Raw genomic sequence first — 25,069 nt, forward strand, 5'->3', positions numbered from 1 at the left:
AGCGGTGACGCGCCAGCGTCACGCGGGGCGCGCCGACCGAGCCTGCGAGGGAGGGGTGCGACGCCGCCACGGGCCTCCTGTCCGCCTCCTGGTTCTGGGGTACGCTTGTGGCCGACTTCTGCGCAGTTCCACCCCGCAGGAGCGACTCATCTGAATACGGAGGCACCTCGGTGAAGATCGATCTCGCAGTCCTGCGACTCATGGAGCGCGAGCGGGAGATCCCGTTCGACGAGCTCGTCCAGATCATCGAATCTGCCATCCTGACCGCCTACCAGAAGCACGCCGACGAGAACGGCGAGCCGGCCCACGCGCAGTCGCGTGTGGAGCTCGACCGCAAGTCCGGCGAGGTCAGCGTCTACGTCCCCGAGCTCGACGACGAGGGCACCGTCATCGGTGAAGCCGTCGACCAGCCGAGCGACTTCGGACGCATCGCGGCCTTCGCAGCGAAGCAGGTCATCAACCAGCGCCTGCGCGACATCGGCGACGACAAGATCCTCGGCGAGTTCCGCGGCAAGGAAGGCGACATCGTCGCGGGCGTGGTCCAGCAGGGCCCGAACCCGAAGATGGTGCACGTCGACCTCGGCACGATCGAGGCGATCCTGCCGCCCGAAGAGCAGGTGCCGGGGGAGTCGTACAAGCACGGCTCCCGCATCCGCGTCTACGTGACGAGCGTCGCCCGTGGCAACAAGGGCCCGCAGATCATCGTGTCGCGCACGCACCCGGGCCTCGTCCGGAAGCTCTTCGCACTCGAGGTCCCGGAGATCGCGTCCGGTGTCGTCGAGATCACCTCGCTCGCCCGCGAGGCCGGCCACCGCACGAAGATCGCCGTCAAGGCGAACGAGCCCGGCGTGAACGCGAAGGGTGCCTGCATCGGCGAGCTCGGCGCACGTGTCCGGGCCGTCACGAACGAGCTCGGTGCCGAGAAGATCGACATCGTCGACTACTCGTCCGACCTCGCATCGTTCGTCGCGAGCGCCCTGTCGCCGGCCAAGGTGACGAGCGCGTTCGTGCTCGACGCCTCGACGAAGGCCGTCCGCGCGCTCGTGCCGGACTACCAGCTGTCGCTCGCGATCGGCAAGGAGGGGCAGAACGCCCGTCTCGCCGCGAAGCTCACCGGTGCCCGCATCGACATCCAGCCGGACTCCATCCTGGACGGCGAGGACTAGGACGATTTCGCTCCCGGCGCGCCCTGCGAGGGCGCGCCGGATCGCGCACGTCCGAGGCAAGGAGTAGAGTGGTTCCCGTCAGAACGTGCATCGGCAGTCGTCGTCGCGCTTCCCGATCCTCCCTCCTCCGAGTCGTCGCCCTGAGCGATGGCCGTGTCGTGGCGGATCCGAAGGCAGTCATGCCGGGCCGGGGAGCGTGGCTCACACCGACCGTCGATGCCTACGATCTGGCCGTCAAGCGCAGGGCTTTCCGCCGTGCGCTCCGGTTGGATCGCGATCCCGACACGTCCGCGGTGCTCGACCACATCGTCGGTCTCCCACAGGAACCGGCCGAGCGCCCGGACATGACAGAACAGGCTGAACGGCTTATGGACAACTGATGAGCGGCTCGAAATGAGACCCGTCATCCATTGAGTCCTGCCCCTTCACGGGGTGGGACCCGTGAAGGAGAACAGTGGCTAAACCACGCGTACACGAGATCGCAAGCGAACTCGGCGTCGACAGCAAGACCGCACTCGAGAAGCTCAAGGAGCTCGGCGAGTTCGTCCGGGGTGCCAGCTCGAGCATCGAGCCCCCCGTGGCACGGAAGCTCCGTGCCGCCCTCCAGGCAGACGGCGCCCCCGCGGCGAAGCCCGCCGCCTCGGCGTCCGCGCCGAGCGCACCCGCCAAGGCCAGCGCGCCGAAGTCGAGTGCACCCAAGCCCGGCGGCCCCCGTCCGGGTCCGGCTCGTCCGGCACCGGCTCCCGAGCCCGAGGCCCCGGCAGCACCCGCTGCCGACGTCCCCGCGCCGGCCGCCCCGAAGTCCGTCGCCCAGCGACAGGCCGAGGCAGAGGCTGCGCAGAAGGCCCGTGCCGAGAAGCAGGCCGCTGAGAAGCAGGCCGCCGAGCAGGCAGGCGGGTCGACCGACGCTGCTCCGAAGTCCGACGCCGTGAAGCCGGGCACCAGCCCGAAGGCTCCCGCGGCAGCCGGTCCGAAGCCGGGTGGCCCCAAGCCCGGTGCACGTCCGGGCAACAACCCGTACTCGTCGAACCAGGGCATGGGCTCGCGCCCGCCGCGCCCCGGCAACAACCCGTACTCGTCCAACCAGGGCATGGGCCAGCGCCCGGCCGCCGGCGCAGCCGGTGGCGGTGGCATCCCGCGTCCGCAGCCCCCGCGTCCGGGCACGCCCCGTCCGGGTGCTCCGCGTCCGGGTGGTCCCGGTCAGGGCAACCGTCCCAACGGCTTCGGGCAGCGCCCGGGCCAGGGTGGTGGCCGTGGCGGCCCCGGTGCCCGTCCGGGTGCCGGCGGCGGTGCCGGTGGCGGCTTCCCGCGTCCGGCCTTCAGCGGCCCGCGTCCCGCCGGTGGCGGTGGCCGTGGTCGTGGCCCCGGTGGTGGTACCGCCGGTGCGTTCGGTCGCGGTGGCGGCAAGAGCCGTGCCCGCAAGTCGAAGCGGACGAAGCGCGCCGAGTACGAGATGCGTCAGGCCCCGTCGCTCGGCGGTGTGCAGGTCCCTCGCGGCGACGGCAACACGGTCGTCCGACTCCGTCGTGGTGCGAGCATCTCGGACTTCGCGGACAAGATCGACGCCATGCCCGGCAACCTCGTGACGGTGCTGTTCCACCTCGGTGAGATGGCGACCGCGACCGAGTCGCTGGACGAGGCCACGTTCGAGGTCCTCGGTGACGAGCTGGGCTACAAGATCCAGATCGTCTCGCCCGAGGACGAGGACAAGGAGCTCCTCGAGGGCTTCGACATCGACCTCGACGCAGAACTCGAGGACGAAGACGACGACGTGCTGCAGCAGCGGCCGCCGGTGGTCACCGTCATGGGTCACGTCGACCACGGCAAGACCCGCCTCCTCGACGCGATCCGCAACTCGAAGGTCGTCGAGGGCGAGGCCGGTGGCATCACCCAGCACATCGGTGCGTACCAGATCGTCGCGCAGCACGAGGGCATCGACCGCCCGATCACCTTCATCGACACCCCGGGTCACGAGGCCTTCACGGCCATGCGTGCCCGTGGTGCCCAGGTGACGGACATCGCGATCCTCGTGGTCGCGGCGGACGACGGCATCATGCCGCAGACCATCGAGGCGTTGAACCATGCGCAGTCGGCCGGTGTGCCGATCGTCGTCGCGGTCAACAAGATCGACAAGGAAGGCGCGAACCCCGCCAAGGTCCGCCAGCAGCTCACCGAGTACAACCTGGTGGCCGAGGAGTACGGCGGCGACGTCATGTTCGTCGACGTGTCGGCGCGGCAGAACATCGGCATCCAGGAGCTCCTGGACGCCGTGCTGCTCACCGCGGACGCCGGTCTCGACCTGCGAGCGAACCCCGACAAGGACGCCCGTGGTGTCGCGATCGAGGCCCGGCTCGACAAGGGTCGCGGTGCAGTCGCCACGGTCCTCATCCAGTCCGGCACGCTCCACGTCGGTGACGCCATCGTGGCGGGCACGGCCTACGGTCGAGTCCGTGCGATGACGGACGAGAACGGGGTCGCGGTCAAGGCCGCGACGCCGAGCCGCCCGGTCCAGGTGCAGGGTCTGTCCTCGGTGCCCCGCGCCGGTGACACCTTCCTCGTCACGGAAGAGGACCGCACGGCGCGTCAGATCGCTGAGAAGCGTGAAGCCGCCGAGCGCAACGCCCTGCTGGCGAAGTCGCGCAAGCGCATCTCGCTCGAGGACTTCACCCGTGCGCTCGAAGAGGGCAAGGTCGAGTCGCTCAACCTCATCATCAAGGGTGACGTCTCCGGTGCCGTCGAGGCACTCGAGCAGTCGCTCCTGGACATCGAGGTCGACGACAGCGTCCAGCTCCGCATCCTGCACCGCGGTGTCGGTGCGATCACGGAGTCGGACATCGACCTCGCCACGATCGACAACGCCATCGTCATCGGCTTCAACGTCCGTCCGGACGTCAAGGCCCGTGAACGTGCGGCGCGCGAAGGCATCGACGTGCGCTTCTACTCGGTCATCTACAACGCACTCGACGACATCGAGCAGTCCCTCAAGGGCATGCTCAAGCCCGAGTACGAAGAGGTCCAGTCGGGCGTCGCCGAGATCCGCGAGGTGTTCCGTTCCTCGAAGTTCGGCAACATCGCGGGTGTCATCGTCCGCTCCGGCACGATCACGCGCAACGCCAAGGCGCGCGTCATCCGCGAGGGTGTTGTGGTCGCCGATGGCCTGGCCATCGAGTCACTGCGTCGCTTCAAGGACGACGTGACCGAGGTCCGCACGGACTTCGAAGCCGGTATCGGTCTGGGCAAGTTCAACGACATCCAGATCGGCGACGAGGTCGAGACGACCGAACTCGTCGAGAAGCCGCGCGACTGATCGCGTGACTCCTCTGGGCCCCGGCCTCCCCACGCGGGAGGCCGGGGCCCGACCCCTTTCCCACGCAGGACCACCGGCGGGAAGCGTCCCGCCACTGCCTCAGGAGGCACCCAATGGCCGATCCGCAGCGCGCACGCAAGATGGCGGACCGCATCAAGGAAGTCGTCGCACGTCGACTCGACAAGGGTCTGCGGGACCCGCGACTCGGGTTCGTCACGATCACCGACGTCCGTGTGACCGGTGACCTGCAGCACGCGTCGATCTTCTACACCGTGTACGGCACCGACGAGGAGCGTGCGGACTCCGCCGCGGCGCTCAAGGCCGCGACCGGCATGCTCCGGTCCGAGGTCGGCAAGAACATCACCGCCCGGCTGACGCCGTCGCTCGAGTTCATCGCCGACGCCCTGCCCGAGACCTCGGCGCACATGGAGGACCTGCTCGTGCAGGCCCAGGTGCGCGACGAGCAGGTCCGCGCAGCCTCGGTCGGCGCGACGTACGCCGGGGACGCCGACCCGTACAAGCGCGACGAGGACGACGACGCCGACGACGACGCGGCCGAGACCGACGGCTCCGCCGAGCCGCGTTCCTAGACCCCGGGCAGCTGGTAGCCGCTCGCGTCGTCCCCGACGGCTAGTCCGTCACGCAGGAGCGACGCGAGCGCCCGGTCCCGTTGGTCGGCGTCCGGCCACACCGGTTCGATCTCGGACCGGGTGACCGGCACGTCGCTGGCGCGCAGCTCGGCCATGATCAGGCCGCGCACCTGGCGGTCACTGCCGGCGAACTTCGCCTGCCGCGGAGCCCGCGGCCCGTCGTGTTCCGGGTACCCGGCCGCACGCCACGCGCAGCGGTCCGCGATGGGGCACGCATCGCACGCGGGGGAGCGGGAAACGCACACGAGCGCGCCTAGCTCCATCACGGCGGCGTTCGTGGCAGCTGCGTCGTCGCGGTCCGCCGGCAGCACGGACTCCATGAGCGGGAGGTCCTGCTTCGCCTTCGCCGGCCCGGGTTCGCCCTGGCCGAGGACCGCACGTGCGAGCACGCGGCGCACGTTGACGTCCACGACCGGGTGCCGGTCGCCGTACGCGAAGACCGCGACGGCGCGGGCGGTGTAGTCGCCGATGCCCGGCAGTGCGAGCAGCGCGTCGACGTCGCGCGGCACGACGTTGCCGTGGTCGGTCGCGATCGCGGTCGCCGCCGCGTGCAGCGCGAGCGCGCGTCTCGGGTAGCCGAGCCGGTCCCAGGCACGCACCGCCTCGGACGGGGGCGAGTCCGCGAGGTCGCGAGGCGTCGGCCACCGGGTGAGCCAGGCCTCCAGTCGGGGGACCACGCGGGCGACCTGCGTCTGCTGCAGCATGATCTCGCTGACGAGCGTCCCCCACGCGGGGAAGCCGGGGCGGCGCCACGGCAGGTCGCGCGCCTGCTGCCGGAACCACGCGATCAGCGGGGTCGCGATGTCGGGCCGTTCCGGCGTGGCCGGCTCCTGCACACCGCGTCGCGCGGTCGGTTTGTCCACATCCGGTCTGGAGGCCCGACTCGCGTTCACCTCGACAGCCTACGGTGGACGCATGGCACGCTGGGCACCCGAAGAGACCGACACGATGGCTGCGATCGCCGCAGAGGCGATCGCGCAGGTCGGCACGAACCGCACCGTCATCGGCATCGACGGGCAGGACGGCACCGACCTCGAGCGGGTCGCGGCCGCGCTCGTCACCGGTTTCGAGCAGCACGGGATCTCCGCGATGGCGGCCGCCGCGCCGTCCGCCGACCAGGACACGCTCCGGTCCGACCTGGTGACGCCCTTCCGCACGACCGGAGCCGGTGACGGTGTCCTGATCGTGCACGGGCGGGGCATCCTGGCCCCCGGGGTCCGTACCCTGTGGCGCTGGTCGCTGTGGGTCGAGCAGGAGTCCGGCCGACTCGAGCGCCGTGCCGACGTGAAGATCGCGGCCTCCGCGGTGCTCGACGTCACCGATCCCGAGCACCCCCGCCGCGAGTGGAACGACGCCTGCTGACCGGCGCTGGTAATCTCGCCTGGTGCTCGAAACCGCGCCGGACGGCATCCTCCTCGTCGACAAACCGCAGGGGATCTCCAGCCACCGGGTGGTCTCCATCGCCCGTCGGCGCCTCGGCCTGAAGAAGGTCGGCCACGCCGGCACCCTCGACCCCATGGCCACCGGGCTGCTGCTGCTCGGCATCGGGCCGTCCACCCGGTTGCTCACGCACCTGGTGGGCCTCGACAAGACCTACACGGCGACCATCAGGCTCGGTGTCTCCACGGACTCCGACGACGCCGACGGCACGCCGATCGCTGCTGTCGGTGTGGCCGCTGCGGACGTCTCGGACGACGCCGTCGAGACCGCCGTCGCGGCGCAGCGGGGCGTGATCGACCAGGTCCCGTCCACGGTCAGCGCGATCAAGGTCGACGGGCGCCGCGCCTACGACCTGGCGCGCAAGGGCGAGGCGGTGGAGCTCAAGTCCCGCACGGTGACCGTCTCGCAGTTCGACGTGACGACGCGGAACGAGCGGACCGTCGCGGTCGACGGCACCGACGTCGCCGTGGCGGACCTCGACGTCGTCGTGACCTGCTCGTCGGGCACCTACGTCCGCGCGCTCGCCCGTGACGTCGGCGCTGCCCTCGGAACCGGGGCGCACCTCGTCGCCCTCCGTCGGACACGCGTCGGACCGTTCGACGTGCAGGACGCCATCGACCTCGAGGACGACGCCGTCGACGTCCGCGCCGCGCTCGCACGTCCGGCGGACATCGCCCGGCGACTCTTCTCGTCGGTGACGCTCGACGCAGCCTCGGCGAAGGACCTCACCGACGGCAAGCGCGTCGCGGCCGAGCACCCCGACTCGGACGGGCCGGTGGCAGCGGTCACGGCGTCCGACGACCGGCTGGTCGGCCTCGTCTCCGTCCGCCGCGGACTGCTCCGGGTCATCACGAACTTCCCGACGCCCGGTGCGTCGTCCTCCTCGCAGACCGGAGCCCGCGCGTGATCGAGTGGTACATGTGGGTGCAGCTGGTGCTCGCCGTCGTGGTGGGGCTCTTCGCGGTCGTCGTGGGGTTCATCGGCTGGAAGCCGAACGACTACACCGTCGGCGCCCTCGTGCTCATCGAGCTGCTGCTCCTGGTGCAGGGCGTCATCTCGATCGTGCTGCCGGCGACGGGCAGTCCGCCCGACGGCAACGCGCTCGAGTTCGGGGTGTACGCCGTTTCTGTCCTGCTCGTCCCGCCGGCCGCGGTCGTGTGGGCACTGATCGACCGCACGAAGTGGAGCACCGTGGTGCTCGGCGCCGGGGCCTTCACCGTCGCGGTGATGGTCTACCGGATGTACCAGATCTGGTTCGCGCTGAACTGACGCCGGAGGTCATGCGCGCAGCCGCGCGTCGGTAGAATCGGTGCAATGGCGACCAGATCCTCACTCGCGACCGGCATCGGCCGCGTCCTCATCGCCGTGTACGGCATCCTCGCGCTGGCGGCGACCGGACGCAGCGTCGTGCAGATCATCGAGAAGTTCTCGTTCGCACCGTTCGCCTACACGCTCAGTGCCATCGCTGCCGTCGTCTACATCGTCGCGATGATCGCCCTCATCGTGCCCGGCCGGTTCTGGTACCGGGTCGCCTGCGTCACGATCGTGTTCGAGATGACCGGCGTGCTCGTCATCGGCACCCTGTCGCTGTTCGACCGCCAGCTGTTCCCCGACGACACCATCTGGTCGTACTACGGCTTGGGCTACGCCTTCGCGCCGCTCGTGCTGCCGATCGCCGGGCTCTGGTGGCTCCGCAAGCACCACCGCACGGTCACCGAGCCGTCGGCACCGGCTGCGTCCTCGTCCACCGCCCCGGCGAGCGAGTAGGAGCCACCGTGCAGTTCTACGAGGACACCGCCGACGTGGCGGACGGGTTCGGCCCGAGCGCCGTCACCATCGGGAAGTTCGACGGCGTGCACGTCGGGCACCGAGCCGTCATCGCACACCTCGAGCGCGCCGCCCGCGAGCACGACCTCGTGGCCACCGTGGTCACGTTCGACCGCCACCCGCTCAACGTCATCGACCCGCCGCACGTCCCGCCGGCACTGACCAGCACCGCGCAGCGCCGCGAACTGCTCGAGGAGGCTGGGGTCGACGCCACCCTGCTGCTCCGCTTCGACCAGGAACTGCAGTCGAAGTCGCCCGAGGCGTTCGTGTCCGAGATCCTCGTCGACACCCTGCACGCCCGGCTCGTCTTCGTCGGCAGCGACTTCCGCTTCGGTGCGAAGGGCGCCGGTGACGTCGCGTTGCTGCGGACCCTGGGGGAGCAGCACGGCTTCACCGTCGAGCTCATCGACGACGTGGACCTCATCGACGACGTCCGACCCGACGGTGAGCGCCGGGTGTCCTCCACCTGGATCCGGGAGCTCCTGGGCCAGGGCCGCGTGGCCGAAGCCGCACGACTCCTCGGGCGGGAACACGCCGTGCGGAGCGTCGTGGTGCACGGCAACCAGCGAGGCCGTGCGATGGGGTACCCCACAGCGAACCTCGACCCGGCGTGCGAGGGCTTCGTCCCCGCCGACGGTGTCTACGCCGCCCGGGTGCTGCACGACGGCACCGTCTACCCGGCGGCGGTGTCGGTCGGCAACAACCCGACGTTCGAGGGTGTGCCCGCGAAGCAGATCGAGGCGCACCTGCTCGACGTCGACATCGACCTGTACGGCGATCGGATCTCCGTGCTCTTCGTGTCGTACGTGCGCGGCATGGTGAAGTTCTCGTCGATGGACGAGCTCGCCGCGCAGATGCGGCAGGACGACCTGGACATCCGGCTGCTGCTCGGACTGCCCGCGCCGGTCTGACCTGCCGAGCACGCTGAAGCGGCCACCACGAACGACGCCCCCGTGACCATCGGTCACGGGGGCGTCGTTCGTGCTGCGGAGGCTCAGCCGCCCAGGGCGTCGAGCCAGATCTTGCGGGCGTCGAGGGCTTCCTGCGCGTCCTTGATCTTCCGCGCGTCACCGGTGGCCTGCGCCGCGGCGAGCTCGGACTGGAGCTTGCCGATCGCGTCTTCCAGCTGGCTCGCGAGGCCGTTCTGACGGGCCTTGCGCTCCGGGTTCGATTCCTTCCAGTGCGCGTCCTCGAGCCCACGGACGTGGTCCTCGATCGCACGCAGGCGGTCCTCGACCCGACGGACGTCGCCGCGGGGGACCTTGCCGATCTCGTCCCAGCGGCGCTGGATGCCGGTGAGGGTCTTGCGCGCCGCGACACGATCGGTCGCCTGCAGGAGCGGCTCGGCCTCGGTCAGCAGGGCCTGCTTCGCCTCGAGGTTGGCGGAGAACTCTTCGTTCTCGGCCGCGCTCTCGGCGTGGCGCTGCTCGAACAGCACGTCTCCGGCGGCCTTGAAGCGTGCCCAGAGCGCGTCGTCGTGGCGCTTGCCGGCACGTCCGGCGTTCTTCCAGTCGTCGAGCAGCTGGCGGTAGTCCGGGATCGCGTCGGAACCGCGGGGCGCGAGGGCCTCGGCCTGCGCCACGAGCTCCTGCTTGCGGGTCCGGGCGTCACGGTGCTGTGCGTCCAGCTCGGAGTAGAAGGCACGACGGTGCTGGTCGACGGTGGACCGCGCTGCGCGGAACCGCTTCCACAGGTCGTTCGCCTCGTTCTTGGGGATCCGCGGCCCGTCGTGCTGGTGCTGCTGCCAGCGCGCGAACACGTCGTCGAGCTGTGCCGTGATCTGCTTCCACTGCGCGCGTGCGGGGTCCACCGCGGCGAGTGCCTCGGCTTCCTCGACCAGGGCGGTGCGGTGCGCCAGGGCGTCCTGCAGGGCCTGCTGCGCCTGCTCCGCCTGCTCCTTGGTGAGCGAGCCGAGCTGCTCGGCGAGGACGCCGACGCGGGTCTCGAGCGACTTGATGTCACCCACCACCCGCGCGTCGGCGACCAGGGCCGTCAGGTGCTCGACCGTCCGGGCGACGTCGTTCGCCGACGCACCGCGCTGGACGCGCTGCTCGGCGATCTTCACCTGCCCCTCGAGGTCGGCGTACTTCCGCGCGAAGTAGGCGAGGGCTTCTTCGGGGGTGGCGTCCGGGTACTCACCGACAGCACGTTCGGTCTCTTCGTACCGGACGTACACGGTCCCGTTCTCGTCGACCCGCCCCCAGGTCGTTGCTTCGTCAGATCCCACAGGTCTCGCCTCGATCGTGGTCGTGCATCGCCGACGTCACCGTCGGCACGGTCAGGTCGTCAGCCTATTGCACGGACGGGCTCCGCCGCCCGACCGGTGCCACGGGTTGTGGACTACTTCTGCTCCGCGATGGTCGCGTCGGTGATCTTCGTCGCCACCTTCGGCTCACCGGTGCCGTCGCTGCCGGGGGACGCGATGCCCTTCGAGGCGATCTCCGACTCGAGCTCGGACAGACCGCTCGTGACCTTGCCGACGACCGTGTAGCCGCCCGTGGAGCCGTCGAGCGTGGTGTCCCCGTAGACGATGAAGAACTGCGTCGACTGCGAGTACGGGGAGTCCGACCGCGCGATCGCGATGGTGCCCTTCTCGTAGACGCCGTCCTCCGGCACGTTCTCGAGCGGGCCGTACTCGAAGCCGGCGTCGCCGGTGCCGTCGCCGTTCGCGGAGCCGCACTGCAGGAACTTCAGGCCGTCGCTGTCGGCGAGCCGATGGCAGGTGGTGCCGTTGTAGAACTGCTCACGGATCAACGAGATCTCGGCACTCGCGGCCTGCGGCGCCTTCGCACCGTCCAGCTCGATGCCGAGGTCGATGCTCTTGTTGAGCGTGAGGCTGCCGGTCCAGGTCGCGCCCTTCGCGATCGACTTGCTCGGCACGTCGCCGGTGTTGCCGGCCGTGGCGCTGGCCGACGGCGTGGCCGTCGACGTCGCGGAGGCGCTCGGGGCCGGGGCATCCGACCCCCGCGATCCAGCGAAGGCGATCTGCGACCCGGTGGCGAGGGCCGCGACGAGGACGAGGGCACCGGCACCGATCAGGTTGTCCCGCACGCGGCGGCGTCGCTGCCGCTCGTGGAGGCCCTGGCGGGCCTGGTAGAGGCGGAGGCGCTCGCGCGCCTCACGGTTGTCACGCGCTGGGTTCTTCGGTGCCACGGTGCTGGTCTGCCCTCTCGTCGCAGTGTGCAACGAGCGTAGCCGAAGGGGCACCGCCACCAGCCGGGAGGCGCGGCCTGCGTCGGTGGACCGGCCTACGATTGCAGGATGGCAGCGGATCGTTCGGGAATGCACGCGCCCACCACGGGTGGTCGCGCCGGTCTCGCGCAGGGTTCCGTCCCGCTCGCCGTCCGGATGCGCCCCACCAGCCTCGACGAGGTCGCCGGTCAGCAGCACCTGCTCGGCCGCGGTTCGCCCCTGGTGCAGCTGGCCACCGGCACGCGTGAGAACCCCGGCGGGGTCTCCGTGATCCTGTGGGGACCGCCGGGCACCGGCAAGACCACGCTGGCGCAGGCCATCGCACGGCAGTCCGGCCGCGAGTTCGTCGAGCTCTCCGCCGTGACCGCCGGCGTGAAGGACGTGCGCGAGGTCATGGAGAAGGCGCTGGCCCACCGCGACCTGTACGGATCGACCACGGTGCTGTTCCTCGACGAGATCCACCGGTTCAGCAAGGCCCAGCAGGACGCCCTGCTGCCCGGCGTCGAGAACGGGTGGGTCATCCTGATCGCCGCCACCACCGAGAACCCGTCGTTCTCGGTCATCTCGCCGCTGCTGTCCCGCTCACTGCTCCTGACGCTCAAACCGCTCACCGATCCCGACCTCGGCATGCTCGTCGACCGCGCGGTGGAGGACCCCCGCGGGCTCGGCGGTGCCGTCGTCCTCGGTGACGAGGCCCGCAGTGCGATCATCCGGCTCGCGTCCGGCGACGCCCGACGTGCCCTGACCGCGCTCGAGGCCGCGGCGGCGTCGGCCACCGCCGCGCAGGACGAGGACGACGACACCGTGCCCGTCGTCGACGCCGACACCGTCGCGGCCGCGGTCGACCGGGCCCTGCTGCGTTACGACCGACAGGGTGACGAGCACTACGACGTCATCAGCGCGTTCATCAAGTCGGTGCGGGGGAGCGACGTCGACGCGGCCCTGCACTACCTCGCCCGGATGATCGAGGCCGGCGAGGACTCCCGGTTCATCGCGCGGCGGATCATCATCTCCGCGTCCGAGGACATCGGCATGGCCGACCCCCAGGCGCTGCCCATCGCGGTCGCCGCGGCCCAGGCCGTGCAGCTCATCGGGATGCCAGAGGGGCGGATCCCGCTGGCCGAGGCCGTCGTGTACCTGGCGACGGCGCCGAAGTCGAACGCCGCCTACAACGGCATCAACCAGGCGATGGCCGACGTCAAGGCCGGGCGGATGGGCACGGTCCCGATGCACCTGCGCGACGCGCACTACGCCGGAGCGAAGCGCCTCGGGCACGGCAAGGGGTACGTCTACTCGCACGACGCCGAGCACGGGGTCGCCGAACAGCAGTACCTGCCGGACGCCCTCGAGGGCACCGAGTACTACACGCCGACGGCCAACGGCCACGAGCGCGAGGTCGGGCCGCGGCTCGAACGACTCCGGAAGATCACACGCGGCCAGTAGCGTCGGTGCTTCTGCGCTCGCCCCGATGCTGCTAGCATTGCCGGGCCTACGTCCTGGTCCTCGAGCACGGCTGCGTCGAGGACAGAGTGCCACTCCGGTGGTACGGGGGCAGAGGTTCGGACTGTAGCCGTCCGATCCCACAGGCTCATCCCTCTGGATCCCGTCGTCGGGGCCACCGGCACTCGCGTGCCCGGCCTCCGGTGAGTATTCAGTTCGAACAGAGAAAAGGACCCTGTGTCTACCAAGTCACGTACCCGCAGCAAGACCCGCCTGTCGCGCGCACTCGGCATCCCGCTGACGCCGAAGGCCGCCCGTTACCTCGAGAAGCGCCCCTACGGGCCCGGTGAGCACGGCCGTACGCGCCGTCGTGCGGACAGCGATTACGCCGTCCGCCTCCGTGAGAAGCAGCGTCTGCGCGCCCAGTACGGCATCCGCGAGAAGCAGCTCCGCATCGTCTTCGAAGAGGCCCGCAAGACGAAGGGCCTGACCGGTGAGAACCTGGTCGAGCTCCTCGAGCAGCGCCTCGACGCCCTCGTGGTCCGTGCCGGCTTCGCCCGCACCACCGCGCAGGCCCGTCAGCTGATCGTGCACCGCCACATCCTGGTCGACGGCAAGCTCGTCGACCGCCCCTCCTTCCGCGTCAAGGAGGGCCAGCTGATCCACGTCAAGGCGAAGTCCGAGTCGATGGAGCCCTTCCAGGTCGCCGCTGCCGGTGGCCACCAGGAAGTCCTCCCGAAGGTCCCGGGCTACCTCGAGGTCGAGATCGAGAAGCTCCAGGCCCGCCTCGTGCGTCGCCCGAAGCGCGCCGAGGTCCCCGTGACCTGTGAAGTGCAGCTCGTCGTCGAGTACTACGCAGCTCGCTGATCCACTGATCACACCCGAACGGCGGGTCGTCCTCTCGAGGGCGACCCGCCGTTCGGCGTTCCGGCACCGGCGACTAAGCTTGTGCGGGCATGCACCGCCCGGGTGCACAGAGGGAGAGGCCCCGTGAAGCAGCTGTTCTTCGTCGCCGTCGGCATCGTCATCGGGTTCGCCGTCGCACACCGGGTCGCCCAGACCTCCGGTGGCGCCCGGCTCTTCGCCGAGGTGAACGCCAAGACGAAGGCCTTCACGGGTGCCGTCGCGGACGGCTACCGGTCGCGCGAGGCCGAGCTCCGTACCGACGTCTGAGCGCTCCGACCGAGCAGCCTCGACCCTCCTCCACCCACGACCTGAACCCAGGAAGCACCATGCAGACCGCAGAGATCCGCCGCCGTTGGCTCCAGTACTTCGGTGACCGCGGCCACACCGTCGTCCCGTCCGCGTCCCTCGTCTCCGACGACCCGTCGCTCCTCTTCACGGTCGCCGGCATGGTGCCGTTCATCCCGTACCTGACCGGTCTCATCCCGGCGCCGTTCCCGCGGGCGACGAGCGTGCAGAAGTGCATCCGCACGAACGACATCGAAGAGGTCGGCAAGACCCCTCGCCACGGCACGTTCTTCCAGATGAACGGCAACTTCTCGTTCGGCGACTACTTCAAGGAGCAGGCGATCCAGTTCGCCTGGGAGTTCCTGACCAAGCCGGAGACCGACGGTGGGCTCGGCTTCTCGCCCGACGACCTCTGGGTCACCGTCTACGAAGAGGACGACGAGGCGATCGGCTTCTGGAAGCAGCACTCCTCGCTGCCCGACGAGCGGATCCAGCGCCTCGGCAAGGACACCAACTACTGGTCGACCGGACAGCCCGGACCCGCGGGTCCCTGCTCGGAGATCTTCTTCGACCGTGGCCCCGAGTACGGCATCGACGGCGGCCCGGCGACGGACGACGACCGCTACGTGGAGATCTGGAACCTCGTCTTCATGCAGTACCAGATCGCCGACGTGCGGTCGAAGTACGACTTCGAGATCACCGGCGAGCTGCCGAACAAGAACATCGACACCGGCATGGGGCTCGAGCGCGTCGCCTTCATCAAGCAGGGCGTCGACAACATGTACGAGATCGACCAGGTGCGCCCGGTGCTCGACCGCGCAGCCGAGATCTCCGGCCGACGCTACGGCGCCGTGCACGAGGACGACGTGCGGATGCGCGTCATCGCCGACCACGTCCGTTCCTCGCTGATGCTCATCGCCGACGGCGTGAGCCCGTCGAACGAGGGCCGTGGGTACATCCTCCGTCGTCTGCTCCGTCGCACCGTCCGCGCGATGCGCCTGCTCGGTGTCGAGGCGCCCACGTTCCCCGAGCTCTTCCCGGCGTCCCGCGACGCCATGCGCGACGCCTACCCCGAGGTGGCGTCCGACTACGACCGGATCTCCCGCATCGCGTACGCGGAAGAAGAGACCTTCCTCCGCACCCTGGCGCAGGGTACGACCATCCTCGACGTCGCCGTCGAGCGTGCGAAGCAGGACGGCGCCCCGTCGATCGGCGGCGACACGGCGTTCCTGCTGCACGACACCTTCGGGTTCCCCATCGACCTGACGATGGAGATGGCCGAGGAAGCCGGGGTCCACGTCGACCGCACGGCGTTCGAGACCCTGATGTCCGAGCAGCGTGCCCGGGCGAAGGCCGACGCGAAGAGCAAGAAGACCGCGATCGCCGACCTGAGCGTGTACAGCGCGTTCCGGGCCAAGGGCGAGACGACGTTCCTCGGCTACGACGCGCTCGAGGCTGAGACGCGCGTGCTCGGCATCATCGTCGGCGGTGTGAGCGTCGACCGTGCGGTCGCCGGTGACATCGCCGAGGTCATCCTCGGCGAGACCTCGCTGTACGCCGAGTCGGGCGGCCAGGACGCCGACCAGGGCTCGATCGTCGGCAACGGGTTCGACCTCGAGGTCCTCGACGTCCAGCGACCGGTCTCCGGACTGTGGAGCCACACCGTCCAGGTCCGCTCCGGCGAGGTCGGCGTCGGTGACGCCGCGAGCACCGTCGTCGACGCGGAGTACCGCCGCGGCGCGACCCAGGCGCACTCCGCGACGCACCTGGTGAACGCGGCGCTCCGCGACATCCTCGGGCCGGAGGCGCTGCAGGCCGGTTCGTACAACAAGTCCGGCTACATGCGCCTCGACTTCTCGTGGTCGCAGCCGGTCTCGCTCGAGACGCGCTCCGAGATCGAGGAGGTCGTGAACACCGCGATCCGCACCGACCTCGAGGTCTCCACGCGCATCCTGCCCATCGACGAGGCGAAGGCCCTCGGGGCACAGGCCCTGTTCGGTGAGAAGTACGGCGCCGAGGTCCGCATGGTCGACATCGGCGGCCCGTGGTCCCGCGAGCTCTGCGGTGGTACGCACGTCGCCTCGAGCGCGCAGATCGGGCTCGTCAACCTGGTGGGGGAGTCGAGCGTCGGTTCGACGAACCGCCGCGTCGAGGCGCTGGTCGGGCTCGAGGGGTTCCGCGACCTCGCCGTCGAGCGCACGATCGTGTCGCAGCTCTCCAGCGCGCTCAAGGCTCCCCGTGCCGACCTGCCGGCCCGCGTGCAGAACCTGATGGAGGACCTCCGGTCCGCCCAGAAGAAGCTCGCCGAGTACGAGTCGGCGAACCTGCAGCAGCGCGTGCCCGCCATCGCCCGGAACGCCACCACCGTCGGTGCCACCACCGTGGTCGCCGAGACGGTCGACGGCCTGCAGTCCGGCGACGACCTGCGCTCGCTCGCCACCGGCGTGCGAGGCCAGCTCGGTGACGGCGCGGCCGTCGTCGTGCTCGGTGCCGTCGTGGGCGGCAAGCCGATCGTGATCGTCGCGACCAACGACGCCGCTCGTGCTGCGGGCGTGCAGGCGGGCCCCCTCGCGAAGGAGGCCGCCGGCGTGCTCGGTGGCGGTGGCGGCGGCAAGCCGGACCTGGCGCAGGGCGGCGGGACCGACGCAGCAGCGCTCCCCGCGGCGCTGCGTGCCGTGACCGCACGGCTCGCGGGCTGACCGTGGGCATCCGGTCCGGGCGGCGGCTCGGCGTGGACGTCGGACGCGCCCGGATCGGGGTCGCCGTGTGCGACCGCGACGGCCTGCTGGCGACGCCGGTCGAGACCGTCCGTCGTGACGACTCGAAGGACCTCCGGCGGATCCTCGAGCTCGCGGACGAGTACGACGTGCTCGAGGTCGTCGTCGGACTGCCGTTGTCGATGTCGGGTGGGGACACGGCCTCGACCGAGGACGCCCGCGTGTTCGCGGCCCGGATCGCGGCGCGTCGGCCGGTGCGCCTGGTCGACGAACGACTGTCGACCGTGACCGCCCAGCGAGGGCTGCACCAGGCCGGCAAGAACACGAAGAAGTCCCGGGCCGTGATCGACCAAGCAGCCGCTGTTATCATTCTGCAACACGCGCTCGACCACGAGCGCAGTGCCGGTGCCCCTCCGGGCACCACGCTTCCCTGACAGGGCTGCCCGGTACCGCACATGGGTGCTCTCGTCGTCAGCTGTGAGGACGACGGTGCCCAGGTGGAGTTCCCGACCGAGAGACCGAGGACGTTGGCAGACGATCTGGACTGGAACGCGATCATCGCGCCCGGCAACGACGCCGAGCGGCGGAAGGCGACTTCCGACCGCACGACAGGCACCGATGACCGCGACGACGCTGGTCAGGTGACCCCACCGCCGGCGCCTCCGTTGTCCCGACGCGAAGCCCGCGCCCTCGAGGCCGAACGAGCCCGCGTCGCAGCGACCGAGGAGCCGCCTGCCGCCGAACGGACCACCGAGGCTCCGCCAGCCGCACGCGACGAACGCCCTGCGTCCCCCGCCGACGCACCGATCGCCACCCGCCCCGAAGACCTGCACCCCGAGGTCGCCGCACTGCTGACCGGCGAGCTGCCGACCGAGTCCGCGGCGACCGCCGCGGCCGGCGGATCCGGAGCCGACGGGACGGACGACGGTGACGCGACCGGCGGCGGTGGTGCCGCGGGAGGCGGCGGGGGCGGGGGACGAGGCGGCGGAGGACGCGCCTCCAGGCCGCCCCGCGAGCCACGGCCGAAGCGCCGGCGCGGACCGCTCGTCGCGGGGCTCGTCATCGTCGCGGTCGTGCTCGCTGCCGGCGTCGGGGCGTACACGTTCGCCGCACCCAAGATCCAGCAGCTCATCGCGGCGATCAGCGGCGCGCAGGAGCCCGACGACTACACGGGCAACGGCACCTCGAAGGTGACCATCACGATCAAGCAGGGCGACATCGGCGAGAACGTCGCCGCGACGCTGCAGCGCAGCGGCGTCGTCAAGGACTCGAAGGTGTTCTACAAGCTCCTGCTGGCCTCGCCGGACGTGCAGTTCCAGCCCGGTTCGTACGCGCTGAAGAAGCAGATGAGCTCGAAGTCCGCGCTGGCGGCCCTGCAGGACAAGGACAACCGCGTCCAGGCGTCGATCATCATCCCGGAGGGCACGGCACTCGCCGACATCAAGGCCGGGATGGTCTCGAAGGCCGGTCTGACCGAGAAGCAGGTCGACGCGGCCGCGAAGGACCTGTCGGCCTACGACCTGCCGTCCGGCGTCACGACGCTCGAGGGCTGGCTCTTCCCCGCGACCTACCCGATCAACCCGGGCTGGACGGCCGAGCAGTACTTCAAGTCGATGGTCGACACCATGAAGGAGCACCTGTCCGCCGCCGGCGTCAAGGAGGCCGACCAGGAGCGCACCATCGTCTTCGCGTCGCTGGTGCAGAAGGAAGCCGGCCTCGCGGCCGACTACCCCAAGGTCGCCCGGGTGTTCCAGAACCGCCTCGACCAGGGGATGAAGCTGCAGTCCGACGCCACGGTCGCGTACGGCACGGGCAACACGCACACCGTGACGACCACGGACGCCGAGCGTGCGGACGCCTCGAACGAGTACAACACCTACGTGCACGAGGGGCTCCCGCCCGCACCGATCTCCAACCCGGGTGACATCGCGATCAAGGCCGTGACGAACGAGGCCCCGGGCAAGTGGCTGTACTTCGTGACGGTCGACCTGGAGTCGGGCAAGACCGTCTTCTCGGACACCTACGACCAGCACCTGGTGGCGGTCGAGCAGTTCCAGGCGTGGCTGCGGGCGCACCCCGACTACCAGTAGGCGACGACGTCGCACGGACCAACGCTGTGGGAGGATTGCGGCATGCTTCGTTGGTTGACTGCTGGTGAGTCCCACGGACCCGAACTGATCGCCATGCTCGAGGGCCTGCCCGCGGGTGTCCCGGTGTCGTTCGAGTCCATCCGTGCCGATCTCGCGCGCCGCAAGCTCGGCTACGGCCGTGGCTCGCGGATGAAGTTCGAGCAGGACGAGCTGCACGTGTCCGGCGGCGTCCGGCACGGCTACTCGCTCGGCAGCCCCATCGCGATCCGCATCGGCAACACCGAGTGGCCGAAGTGGGTCGAGGTCATGAACCCCGAGCCGATCGAGTCCACCGAGATGTCCCGCGGGCGGAGCGCGCCGCTCACCCGACCGCGTCCGGGCCACGCTGACCTGGTCGGCATGCAGAAGTACGGCTTCGACGAAGCGCGCCCGATCCTGGAGCGTGCGAGTGCCCGTGAGACCGCCGCACGCGTGGCGCTCGGTGCCGTCGCCAAGTCGTTCCTGGCCGAACTCGGGATCCGCTCGGTGGCGCACACGCTGCAGGTCGGGACCGTCCGGGTCCCCGACGGCACGGACCTGCCGCTGCCCGACGACGTGGACCGCCTCGACGAGGACCAGCTTCGCTGCTTCGACGCCGAGACCTCCGCCCGCATGGTCACCGAGGTCGAGGCCGCGAAGAAGGACGGCGACACCCTGGGCGGCGTCGTCGAGGTGCTGTTCTACGGCGTCCCGCCGGGCCTCGGCTCGCACGTGCACTGGGACCGCCGGCTCGATGCCCGCCTGGCCGCCGCGATCATGGGGATCCAGGCCATCAAGGGGGTCGAAGTCGGTGACGGCTTCGCGACCGCCGCCCGCCGGGGCTCCGCCGCGCACGACGAGCTGTACCGCGAGGACGGCGAGATCTACCGCACGAGCGACCGCGCCGGCGGGACCGAGGGCGGGATGTCCACGGGCACCGTGCTGCGTGTCCGCGCCGGGATGAAGCCGATCGCGACCATCCCGCACGCCCTGCACACGGTGGACGTCGTCTCCGGTGAGGACGCCTCGGCGCACCACCAGCGCTCGGACGTCTGCGCCGTCCCGGCTGCGGGTGTCGTCGCCGAGGCGATGGTGGCCCTGGTGCTCGCCGACGCGGTGCTCGAGAAGTTCGGCGGCGACAACGTCGTCGAGACGAAGCGCAACCTCGACGCCTACCTCGCGGCGATCCCGGAGACCCTGCGCACGCGCCGGACCGAGCCGTCGGCGACGTCGACCGACCTGTGAGCACCGACGTCCGACGCGCCGACGCGCCCGTGGTCGTGATCGGCCCGATGGGCGCCGGCAAGTCGAGCGTCGGCAAGCGGGTGGCGAAGGCCCTCGGCGTCCCGTTCACGGACACCGACCGGGTCATCGTGCGCGAGCACGGGCCGATCCCCGGGATCTTCGCCGACCGCGGCGAGCCGGCGTTCCGCGCGCTCGAGGCCCAGGCGGTCCGGGCGGCGCTGGCCACCGGCGGCGTCATCGCCGTGGGCGGGGGAGCCGTCACCCACGCGGACACCCGGCAGGCCCTGAGCGGGGCTCGCATCGTCCTGCTCACCGTGTCTCCCGAGGCCGTCGCCGACCGCATCGCCGGGTCCGACCGGCCCCTGCTGGCAAACGGCGGGATGGACGCCTGGCAGACGATCATGGACGAGCGGGCCGCCACCTACGCCGAGCTCGCGCACGTCGTGGTCGACACGTCGCGCCGGCCGATGTCCCGCGTGGTCGACGAGGTCGTCACGTGGCTGCGCAGCGACGCCGGCAGCACCGAGCGCAGCGACGCAGACACCACCGAGCGCAGCGGCACCACCGCCGCGCCCGGCAGCACGACCAGCAGCACCACCAGCACCACCAGCACCGAAGGAGCACCGTGACCGAGTCGACCCTGCCCGCCGGGACCACCGAGATCCGGGTCGGCGGTGACGACGGCTACACGGTGGCCGTCGGCACGGACCTGCTCGGTGCCCTGCCCGCGATCCTGGGCCCGCGCGTCGCCAAGGTCCTCATCGTGCACTCGCCGACGCTCGGTGCCCGGGCGAACGAGCTCCGCGCGCTCCTGGTCGAGGCCGGGCTCGAAGCCCTGATCGCCGAGGTCCCCGACGCCGAGGGCGCCAAGCGAGTCGAGGTCGCGGCGTTCTGCTGGCAGATCATGGGGCAGGCCGACTTCACCCGCACCGACGCGGTGATCGGCCTCGGGGGCGGCGCCGTCACCGACCTGGCCGGCTTCGTCGCCGCGACCTGGCTGCGCGGTGTGCCGTACGTGGCCGTCCCGACCAGCGTGCTCGGCATGGTGGACGCCAGCGTCGGCGGCAAGACGGGCATCAACACGAACGAGGGCAAGAACCTGGTGGGCGCCTTCTACGCGCCCCGTGCCGTCGTCGTGGACCTCGACCTCGCCCGCACGCTACCGCGCAACGAGATCCTGACCGGGTTCGCCGAGATCGTGAAGGCCGGGTTCATCGCCGTGCCCGAGATCCTGGACATCGTCGAGGCCGACGTCGACCGGGTCACCGATCCGACGACCCCGGAGTTCCGCCGGGTCGTCGAGCTCGCCATCGCGCTCAAGGCCGAGGTCGTCTCGGACGACTTCACGGAGCAGGGCCGACGCGAGATCCTGAACTACGGGCACACCCTCGGGCATGCGATCGAGCACGCTGAGCGGTACCAGTGGCGCCACGGTGCAGCGGTGTCGGTCGGCATGGTGTTCGCCGCCGAGCTCGCCCGACTGACCGGCCACCTGGACGACGCCACGGTCGACCGGCACCGGGCGATCCTCGAGTCGCTCGACCTGCCGACCTCGTACGGTGTCGGGCGGTGGCAGGGGCTGCTCGCCACGATGCGTCGCGACAAGAAGGCCCGTGCCGGCATGCTGCGGTTCATCATCCTGGACGGCGTCGGCAAGCCCGTCGTGCTCGAGGGCCCCGAGGACCACCTGCTCTTCACCGCCTACCAGGAGGTCGGCGTCTAGCCTGCTCGGTCAGCGCAGGACCTGACGAATCCACTCCAGGTCCGAGCCCCGCGCCGGACCCACGCGGACCTGTGGAGGCCGCGCCGGGCCTCCAAGCTGTGGAGGAGGATGGGACGACGCGACGGACCGCGCCACCCGCACGCTGCGGACCCAGCACCGGGGAGCAGACTGACGGGCGTGCCCACCCCACCCCGACTGAGCGACCTCTCCGGCCCGCGCGACGCCGACACCGGCACCCTGCGCTCCCGTGGTCGACGCTTCACCGAACTCCTCTCGATCGCCCGCCGCCACCACCTGGTGCCGTTCCGTCGTCTCGACTTCTCGCACGACCCGGCAACGTCGGACCTGCGTCGCGACCAGGCCGAGCACCTGCGCCGGGCCCTCGAGGAAGCCGGTGGCGGGTTCGTGAAGATGGGCCAGCTGCTCTCCACCCGCGACGACCTGCTGCCCGAGGAGTGGACCGAGGGACTCGCCCACCTGCAGCGGAACGTCACGGCGGCGCCGGCAGACGAGGTCCGTGCGCTCCTCGAGCAGGAGCTCGGCGCCCCGGTCGACCAGGTCTTCGCGACCTTCGACCCGGTGCCCGTCGCAGCGGCGTCCATCGCGCAGGTGCACCGCGCCCGGCTGCCCGACGGCACGGCGGTCGCAGTGAAGGTGCAGCGGCCGGGGATCGACGCCGCGGTTCGCCGCGACGTGGACATCGCACTGCGGGTCGTCCGGTTCATGGCCCGGTGGTCGACCGAGGCGCGGCAGGTCGGCGTGCAGGACATCGCCGGCCAGTACGCGGACGACCTGATCCGGCAGGTCGACTTCGTCTCCGAGCTCCGGAACCTCACCGCGCTGCGTGCGGCCCAGGCCCGCAGCGCGCGTCCGGACGAGGTCCGGTTCCCGGACCCCTACCCGGACCTGTCCGGCCGGCGTGTGCTCGTGATGGAGTTCCTGGAGGGCGACACGCTCAGCGCGATCCGCGCCGAGCGTTCCGAGCGCGACCTCGACGCGCCGATGCGCGCCATCCTCCGCGCCTTCCTGCGCCAGGTGGTCTTCGACGGCCTGTACCACGCGGACCTGCACCCGGGGAACGTCCTGGTGCTGCCCGATGGTCGGCCCGCGTTGATCGACTTCGGATCGGTCGGGAGGCTCGACCCGGGTCTCCGGGACACGGTCCAGGACCTGTTGGCCGCCTACCTGCAGGACGACACGTCGCGGATCGCCGATGCGGTCCTGCGGATGGCACCCGTGCGCGATGCGCACGACGAGCCCGACTTCCGTCGGGACATCGCCCGCTTCGTCGCGGACGAGCTCGGGCCCGGTGCGCGCATCGGCGTCGACACCGTGGACGACGCGGTCGAGGTCTTCGGGCGGTACCGGCTGAAGCCACCGCCGGACTTCGTCGCCGCGGCCCGCGCCCTGGCCATCTTCGAGGGCACGCTCCGGACGCTCGCGCCGTCGTTCGACCTGCTCGAGGAGTCCCGCGGACTCGCCCGGGAGCAGATCACCGACCAGCTCCGGCCGGGCAAGCTCCGCGACCTGGCGGCGAAGGAGCTGCTCGGCGTCGTGTCGGCCGCTCGTCGCCTGCCCCGCCGGGTGGACCGCATCGGCGAGGCGATCGAGACCGGCCGGTTCACGGTGAACATCCGGCTCTTCGCGGACAGCCGCGACCGGCAGCTCGTGTCCGGCATGATCCGGCGCATCCTGCTGGTGCTGCTCGGTGCGGGGGCGGGGATCCTGGCGATCGTCTACCTGTCGTTGCCGGCGCGACCGACGGCGGCCCTGTCCACCGGGGTCGCGGGCGGGTTGCTCGGGGGAGCGGCGGTGGTGCTGCTCGGCTGGGCGGCGATCGACGCCTGGCTCGCTCGACGGCGACGCTGACCGCGGGCCCGGCGCCCGCCCGGGACCGGCGCGTCCGGCACGCACGCGCACCGCTCCGGCCGCCGGGCGGGCGTCCGCTACACTCGTCCGGGGCCGTCCGCGGCCCGAGGACACTTCACAACACGACCGAACGGGACACCGACGACTCATGGCCAGTACCACAGACATCAAGAACGGCGCCGTTCTCATCATCGACGGCCAGCTGTGGTCGGTCGTCGAGTTCCAGCACGTCAAGCCGGGCAAGGGCGGCGCGTTCGTCCGCACGAAGCTCAAGAACGTCGTCTCCGGCAAGGTCGTGGACCGCACGTTCAACGCCGGCGCGAAGATCGACACCGCCGTCGTCGACCGTCGTGACTACCAGTTCCTCTACGAGGACGGCGACTCCTACGTGTTCATGGACACCGACACGTACGACCAGATCCCGGTCTCCGCGACCGTGGTCGGCGACGCCAAGAACTACCTGCTCGAGTCCGCGATGGTCACCATCGCGATGAACGAGGGCAACCCGCTGTACGTCGAGCTCCCGACGTCGATCGTCACCGAGGTCGAGACCGAGCCGGGCCTGCAGGGTGACCGTTCCTCCGGCGGCACCAAGGACGCGACCATCATCGCGACCGGCCACCGCATCCAGGTCCCGCTGTACCTGGAGAGCGGCACCCTGGTGAAGATCGACACGCGCGACGGCAGCTTCCTCGGCCGCGTCAACTCCTAGGCGCTGACCGTATGAGTGCTCGTTCGAAGGCCCGCAAGCGCGCCCTCGACATGCTGTACGTCGCCGAGGTGCGCGAGCTGCCGATCGCGGACGTCCTCGCCACCGAGACGGTCCGGCACCTGGACCAGCCGGAGCGTGCCTCCAGCTGGGACTACGCCCGCCAGATCGTCACCGGTGTCGACGACGCCCGTCACGAGATCGACTCCGTCATCGTCGACCACGCCCAGGGCTGGTCGATCGCCCGGATGCCGGTCCTCGACCGCTGCATCCTGCGGATGGCCGTCTGGGAGCTCCGGTTCAACCCGGAGGTGCCCGACGCCGTCGCCATCGCCGAGGCGGTGGAGCTCGCGCAGTCGCTGTCCACCGAGGACTCCGCCGGCTTCGTCAACGGCGTGCTCGGGGCCGTCGCCGGCGGTCGTGCACCGTCCGGTCGGACGGTCGCAGGAGACCAGGAGTCCCGGTAGGGTTGACCACGTCAGCAT

At 70.7% G+C, this 25,069-nt stretch carries 24 protein-coding genes; 21 read left to right on the plus strand and 3 right to left on the minus strand.

The window, feature by feature from the left end; genetic code table 11:
- Positions 1 to 170: 170 nt before the first annotated feature.
- From nusA to rbfA, 4 genes are all read left to right on the plus strand, one after another.
- Positions 171 to 1,166, plus strand: a complete 996-nt coding sequence (gene nusA / locus HP445_RS03175; RefSeq protein WP_071414715.1) for a transcription termination factor NusA — start codon at positions 171 to 173, stop codon at positions 1,164 to 1,166.
- Between the two features lie 68 nt (positions 1,167 to 1,234).
- Positions 1,235 to 1,546 (plus strand): YlxR family protein, encoded by a 312-nt coding sequence (locus HP445_RS03180; RefSeq protein ID WP_031259737.1) that lies wholly within the window; start codon positions 1,235 to 1,237, stop codon positions 1,544 to 1,546.
- A gap of 74 nt (positions 1,547 to 1,620) precedes the next feature.
- The gene (gene infB, locus HP445_RS03185) at positions 1,621 to 4,473 is read left to right on the plus strand and encodes a translation initiation factor IF-2 (RefSeq protein ID WP_110864590.1); all 2,853 of its coding nucleotides are present in this window, start codon (positions 1,621 to 1,623) and stop codon (positions 4,471 to 4,473) included.
- 113 nt (positions 4,474 to 4,586) lie between these two features.
- The gene (gene rbfA, locus HP445_RS03190; protein ID WP_110864589.1) at positions 4,587 to 5,063 is read left to right on the plus strand and encodes a 30S ribosome-binding factor RbfA; all 477 of its coding nucleotides are present in this window, start codon (positions 4,587 to 4,589) and stop codon (positions 5,061 to 5,063) included.
- Here the strand turns inward: rbfA and HP445_RS03195 are convergent.
- Positions 5,060 to 5,986 carry an HhH-GPD family protein gene (locus tag HP445_RS03195; protein ID WP_372444888.1) on the minus strand — a complete coding sequence of 309 codons (927 nt, stop codon included), beginning with the start codon at positions 5,984 to 5,986 and terminating at the stop codon, positions 5,060 to 5,062. The two genes, rbfA and HP445_RS03195, sit on opposite strands and share 4 nt — an antisense overlap.
- Positions 5,987 to 6,038: 52 nt before the next feature.
- Here HP445_RS03195 and HP445_RS03200 point away from each other — a divergent pair, with 52 nt between their 5' ends.
- Genes HP445_RS03200 through HP445_RS03220 form a run of 5 tightly spaced genes read left to right on the plus strand, consistent with a single transcriptional unit; the run spans position 6,039 to position 9,301 of the window.
- Complete coding sequence (locus HP445_RS03200; RefSeq protein WP_111023071.1) at positions 6,039 to 6,485, plus strand: hypothetical protein; 447 nt, start codon at positions 6,039 to 6,041, stop codon at positions 6,483 to 6,485.
- A gap of 22 nt (positions 6,486 to 6,507) precedes the next feature.
- Positions 6,508 to 7,470, plus strand: a complete 963-nt coding sequence (truB, locus tag HP445_RS03205) for a tRNA pseudouridine(55) synthase TruB (RefSeq protein ID WP_128779985.1) — start codon at positions 6,508 to 6,510, stop codon at positions 7,468 to 7,470.
- Positions 7,467 to 7,832 (plus strand): hypothetical protein, encoded by a 366-nt coding sequence (locus HP445_RS03210; protein WP_071244774.1) that lies wholly within the window; start codon positions 7,467 to 7,469, stop codon positions 7,830 to 7,832. Before truB ends, HP445_RS03210 begins: the two co-directional genes overlap by 4 nt.
- A gap of 45 nt (positions 7,833 to 7,877) precedes the next feature.
- Positions 7,878 to 8,330, plus strand: coding sequence for a hypothetical protein (locus HP445_RS03215; RefSeq protein ID WP_111088743.1), 453 nt, complete (start codon positions 7,878 to 7,880; stop codon positions 8,328 to 8,330).
- Between the two features lie 8 nt (positions 8,331 to 8,338).
- The gene (locus HP445_RS03220) at positions 8,339 to 9,301 is read left to right on the plus strand and encodes a bifunctional riboflavin kinase/FAD synthetase (RefSeq protein WP_071414720.1); all 963 of its coding nucleotides are present in this window, start codon (positions 8,339 to 8,341) and stop codon (positions 9,299 to 9,301) included.
- Between the two features lie 83 nt (positions 9,302 to 9,384).
- Here the strand turns inward: HP445_RS03220 and HP445_RS03225 are convergent, their stop codons facing one another.
- Together HP445_RS03225 and HP445_RS18820 are read right to left on the minus strand one after the other, a co-directional pair.
- Positions 9,385 to 10,617: a DUF349 domain-containing protein gene (locus HP445_RS03225; RefSeq protein ID WP_110864584.1), complete on the minus strand. Its 1,233-nt coding sequence runs from the start codon at positions 10,615 to 10,617 to the stop codon at positions 9,385 to 9,387.
- A gap of 113 nt (positions 10,618 to 10,730) precedes the next feature.
- Complete coding sequence (locus HP445_RS18820; RefSeq protein ID WP_128779984.1) at positions 10,731 to 11,543, minus strand: peptidylprolyl isomerase; 813 nt, start codon at positions 11,541 to 11,543, stop codon at positions 10,731 to 10,733.
- A 129-nt stretch (positions 11,544 to 11,672) separates the two neighbouring features.
- On the opposite strand from HP445_RS18820, the gene HP445_RS03235 reads away from it, so the two are divergent.
- From HP445_RS03235 to nusB, 12 genes are all read left to right on the plus strand, one after another.
- On the plus strand, positions 11,673 to 13,025 hold the full coding sequence (locus HP445_RS03235) for a replication-associated recombination protein A (RefSeq protein ID WP_128779983.1): 1,353 nt from the start codon (positions 11,673 to 11,675) through the stop codon (positions 13,023 to 13,025).
- Positions 13,026 to 13,259: 234 nt separating this feature from the next.
- Positions 13,260 to 13,889: a 30S ribosomal protein S4 gene (rpsD, locus tag HP445_RS03240; RefSeq protein WP_017887166.1), complete on the plus strand. Its 630-nt coding sequence runs from the start codon at positions 13,260 to 13,262 to the stop codon at positions 13,887 to 13,889.
- A gap of 123 nt (positions 13,890 to 14,012) precedes the next feature.
- Complete coding sequence (locus tag HP445_RS03245; RefSeq protein ID WP_027465751.1) at positions 14,013 to 14,195, plus strand: hypothetical protein; 183 nt, start codon at positions 14,013 to 14,015, stop codon at positions 14,193 to 14,195.
- Between the two features lie 59 nt (positions 14,196 to 14,254).
- Complete coding sequence (gene alaS / locus HP445_RS03250) at positions 14,255 to 16,912, plus strand: alanine--tRNA ligase (RefSeq protein WP_111023067.1); 2,658 nt, start codon at positions 14,255 to 14,257, stop codon at positions 16,910 to 16,912.
- A gap of 8 nt (positions 16,913 to 16,920) precedes the next feature.
- Positions 16,921 to 17,364: a Holliday junction resolvase RuvX gene (gene ruvX, locus HP445_RS03255; RefSeq protein ID WP_171907752.1), complete on the plus strand. Its 444-nt coding sequence runs from the start codon at positions 16,921 to 16,923 to the stop codon at positions 17,362 to 17,364.
- Between the two features lie 93 nt (positions 17,365 to 17,457).
- Positions 17,458 to 19,020 (plus strand): endolytic transglycosylase MltG, encoded by a 1,563-nt coding sequence (gene mltG / locus HP445_RS03260; protein ID WP_164941116.1) that lies wholly within the window; start codon positions 17,458 to 17,460, stop codon positions 19,018 to 19,020.
- 42 nt (positions 19,021 to 19,062) lie between these two features.
- Positions 19,063 to 20,283 carry a chorismate synthase gene (gene aroC / locus HP445_RS03265; RefSeq protein ID WP_128779981.1) on the plus strand — a complete coding sequence of 407 codons (1,221 nt, stop codon included), beginning with the start codon at positions 19,063 to 19,065 and terminating at the stop codon, positions 20,281 to 20,283.
- The gene (locus tag HP445_RS03270; RefSeq protein ID WP_128779980.1) at positions 20,280 to 20,912 is read left to right on the plus strand and encodes a shikimate kinase; all 633 of its coding nucleotides are present in this window, start codon (positions 20,280 to 20,282) and stop codon (positions 20,910 to 20,912) included. Before aroC ends, HP445_RS03270 begins: the two co-directional genes overlap by 4 nt.
- Positions 20,909 to 22,006, plus strand: coding sequence for a 3-dehydroquinate synthase (aroB, locus tag HP445_RS03275; protein WP_027465746.1), 1,098 nt, complete (start codon positions 20,909 to 20,911; stop codon positions 22,004 to 22,006). The genes HP445_RS03270 and aroB overlap by 4 nt, the downstream gene beginning before the upstream one ends.
- A 177-nt stretch (positions 22,007 to 22,183) precedes the next feature.
- Positions 22,184 to 23,875, plus strand: coding sequence for an ABC1 kinase family protein (locus tag HP445_RS03280; protein ID WP_071403714.1), 1,692 nt, complete (start codon positions 22,184 to 22,186; stop codon positions 23,873 to 23,875).
- A gap of 148 nt (positions 23,876 to 24,023) precedes the next feature.
- Positions 24,024 to 24,587, plus strand: coding sequence for an elongation factor P (gene efp / locus HP445_RS03285; protein WP_017887175.1), 564 nt, complete (start codon positions 24,024 to 24,026; stop codon positions 24,585 to 24,587).
- Between the two features lie 11 nt (positions 24,588 to 24,598).
- The gene (gene nusB / locus HP445_RS03290) at positions 24,599 to 25,051 is read left to right on the plus strand and encodes a transcription antitermination factor NusB (protein WP_027465744.1); all 453 of its coding nucleotides are present in this window, start codon (positions 24,599 to 24,601) and stop codon (positions 25,049 to 25,051) included.
- Positions 25,052 to 25,069: the final 18 nt, after the last annotated feature.

The sequence above is a fragment of the Curtobacterium flaccumfaciens genome, assembly GCF_013359815.1.
In the GTDB taxonomy this organism is placed as follows: domain Bacteria; phylum Actinomycetota; class Actinomycetes; order Actinomycetales; family Microbacteriaceae; genus Curtobacterium; species Curtobacterium flaccumfaciens.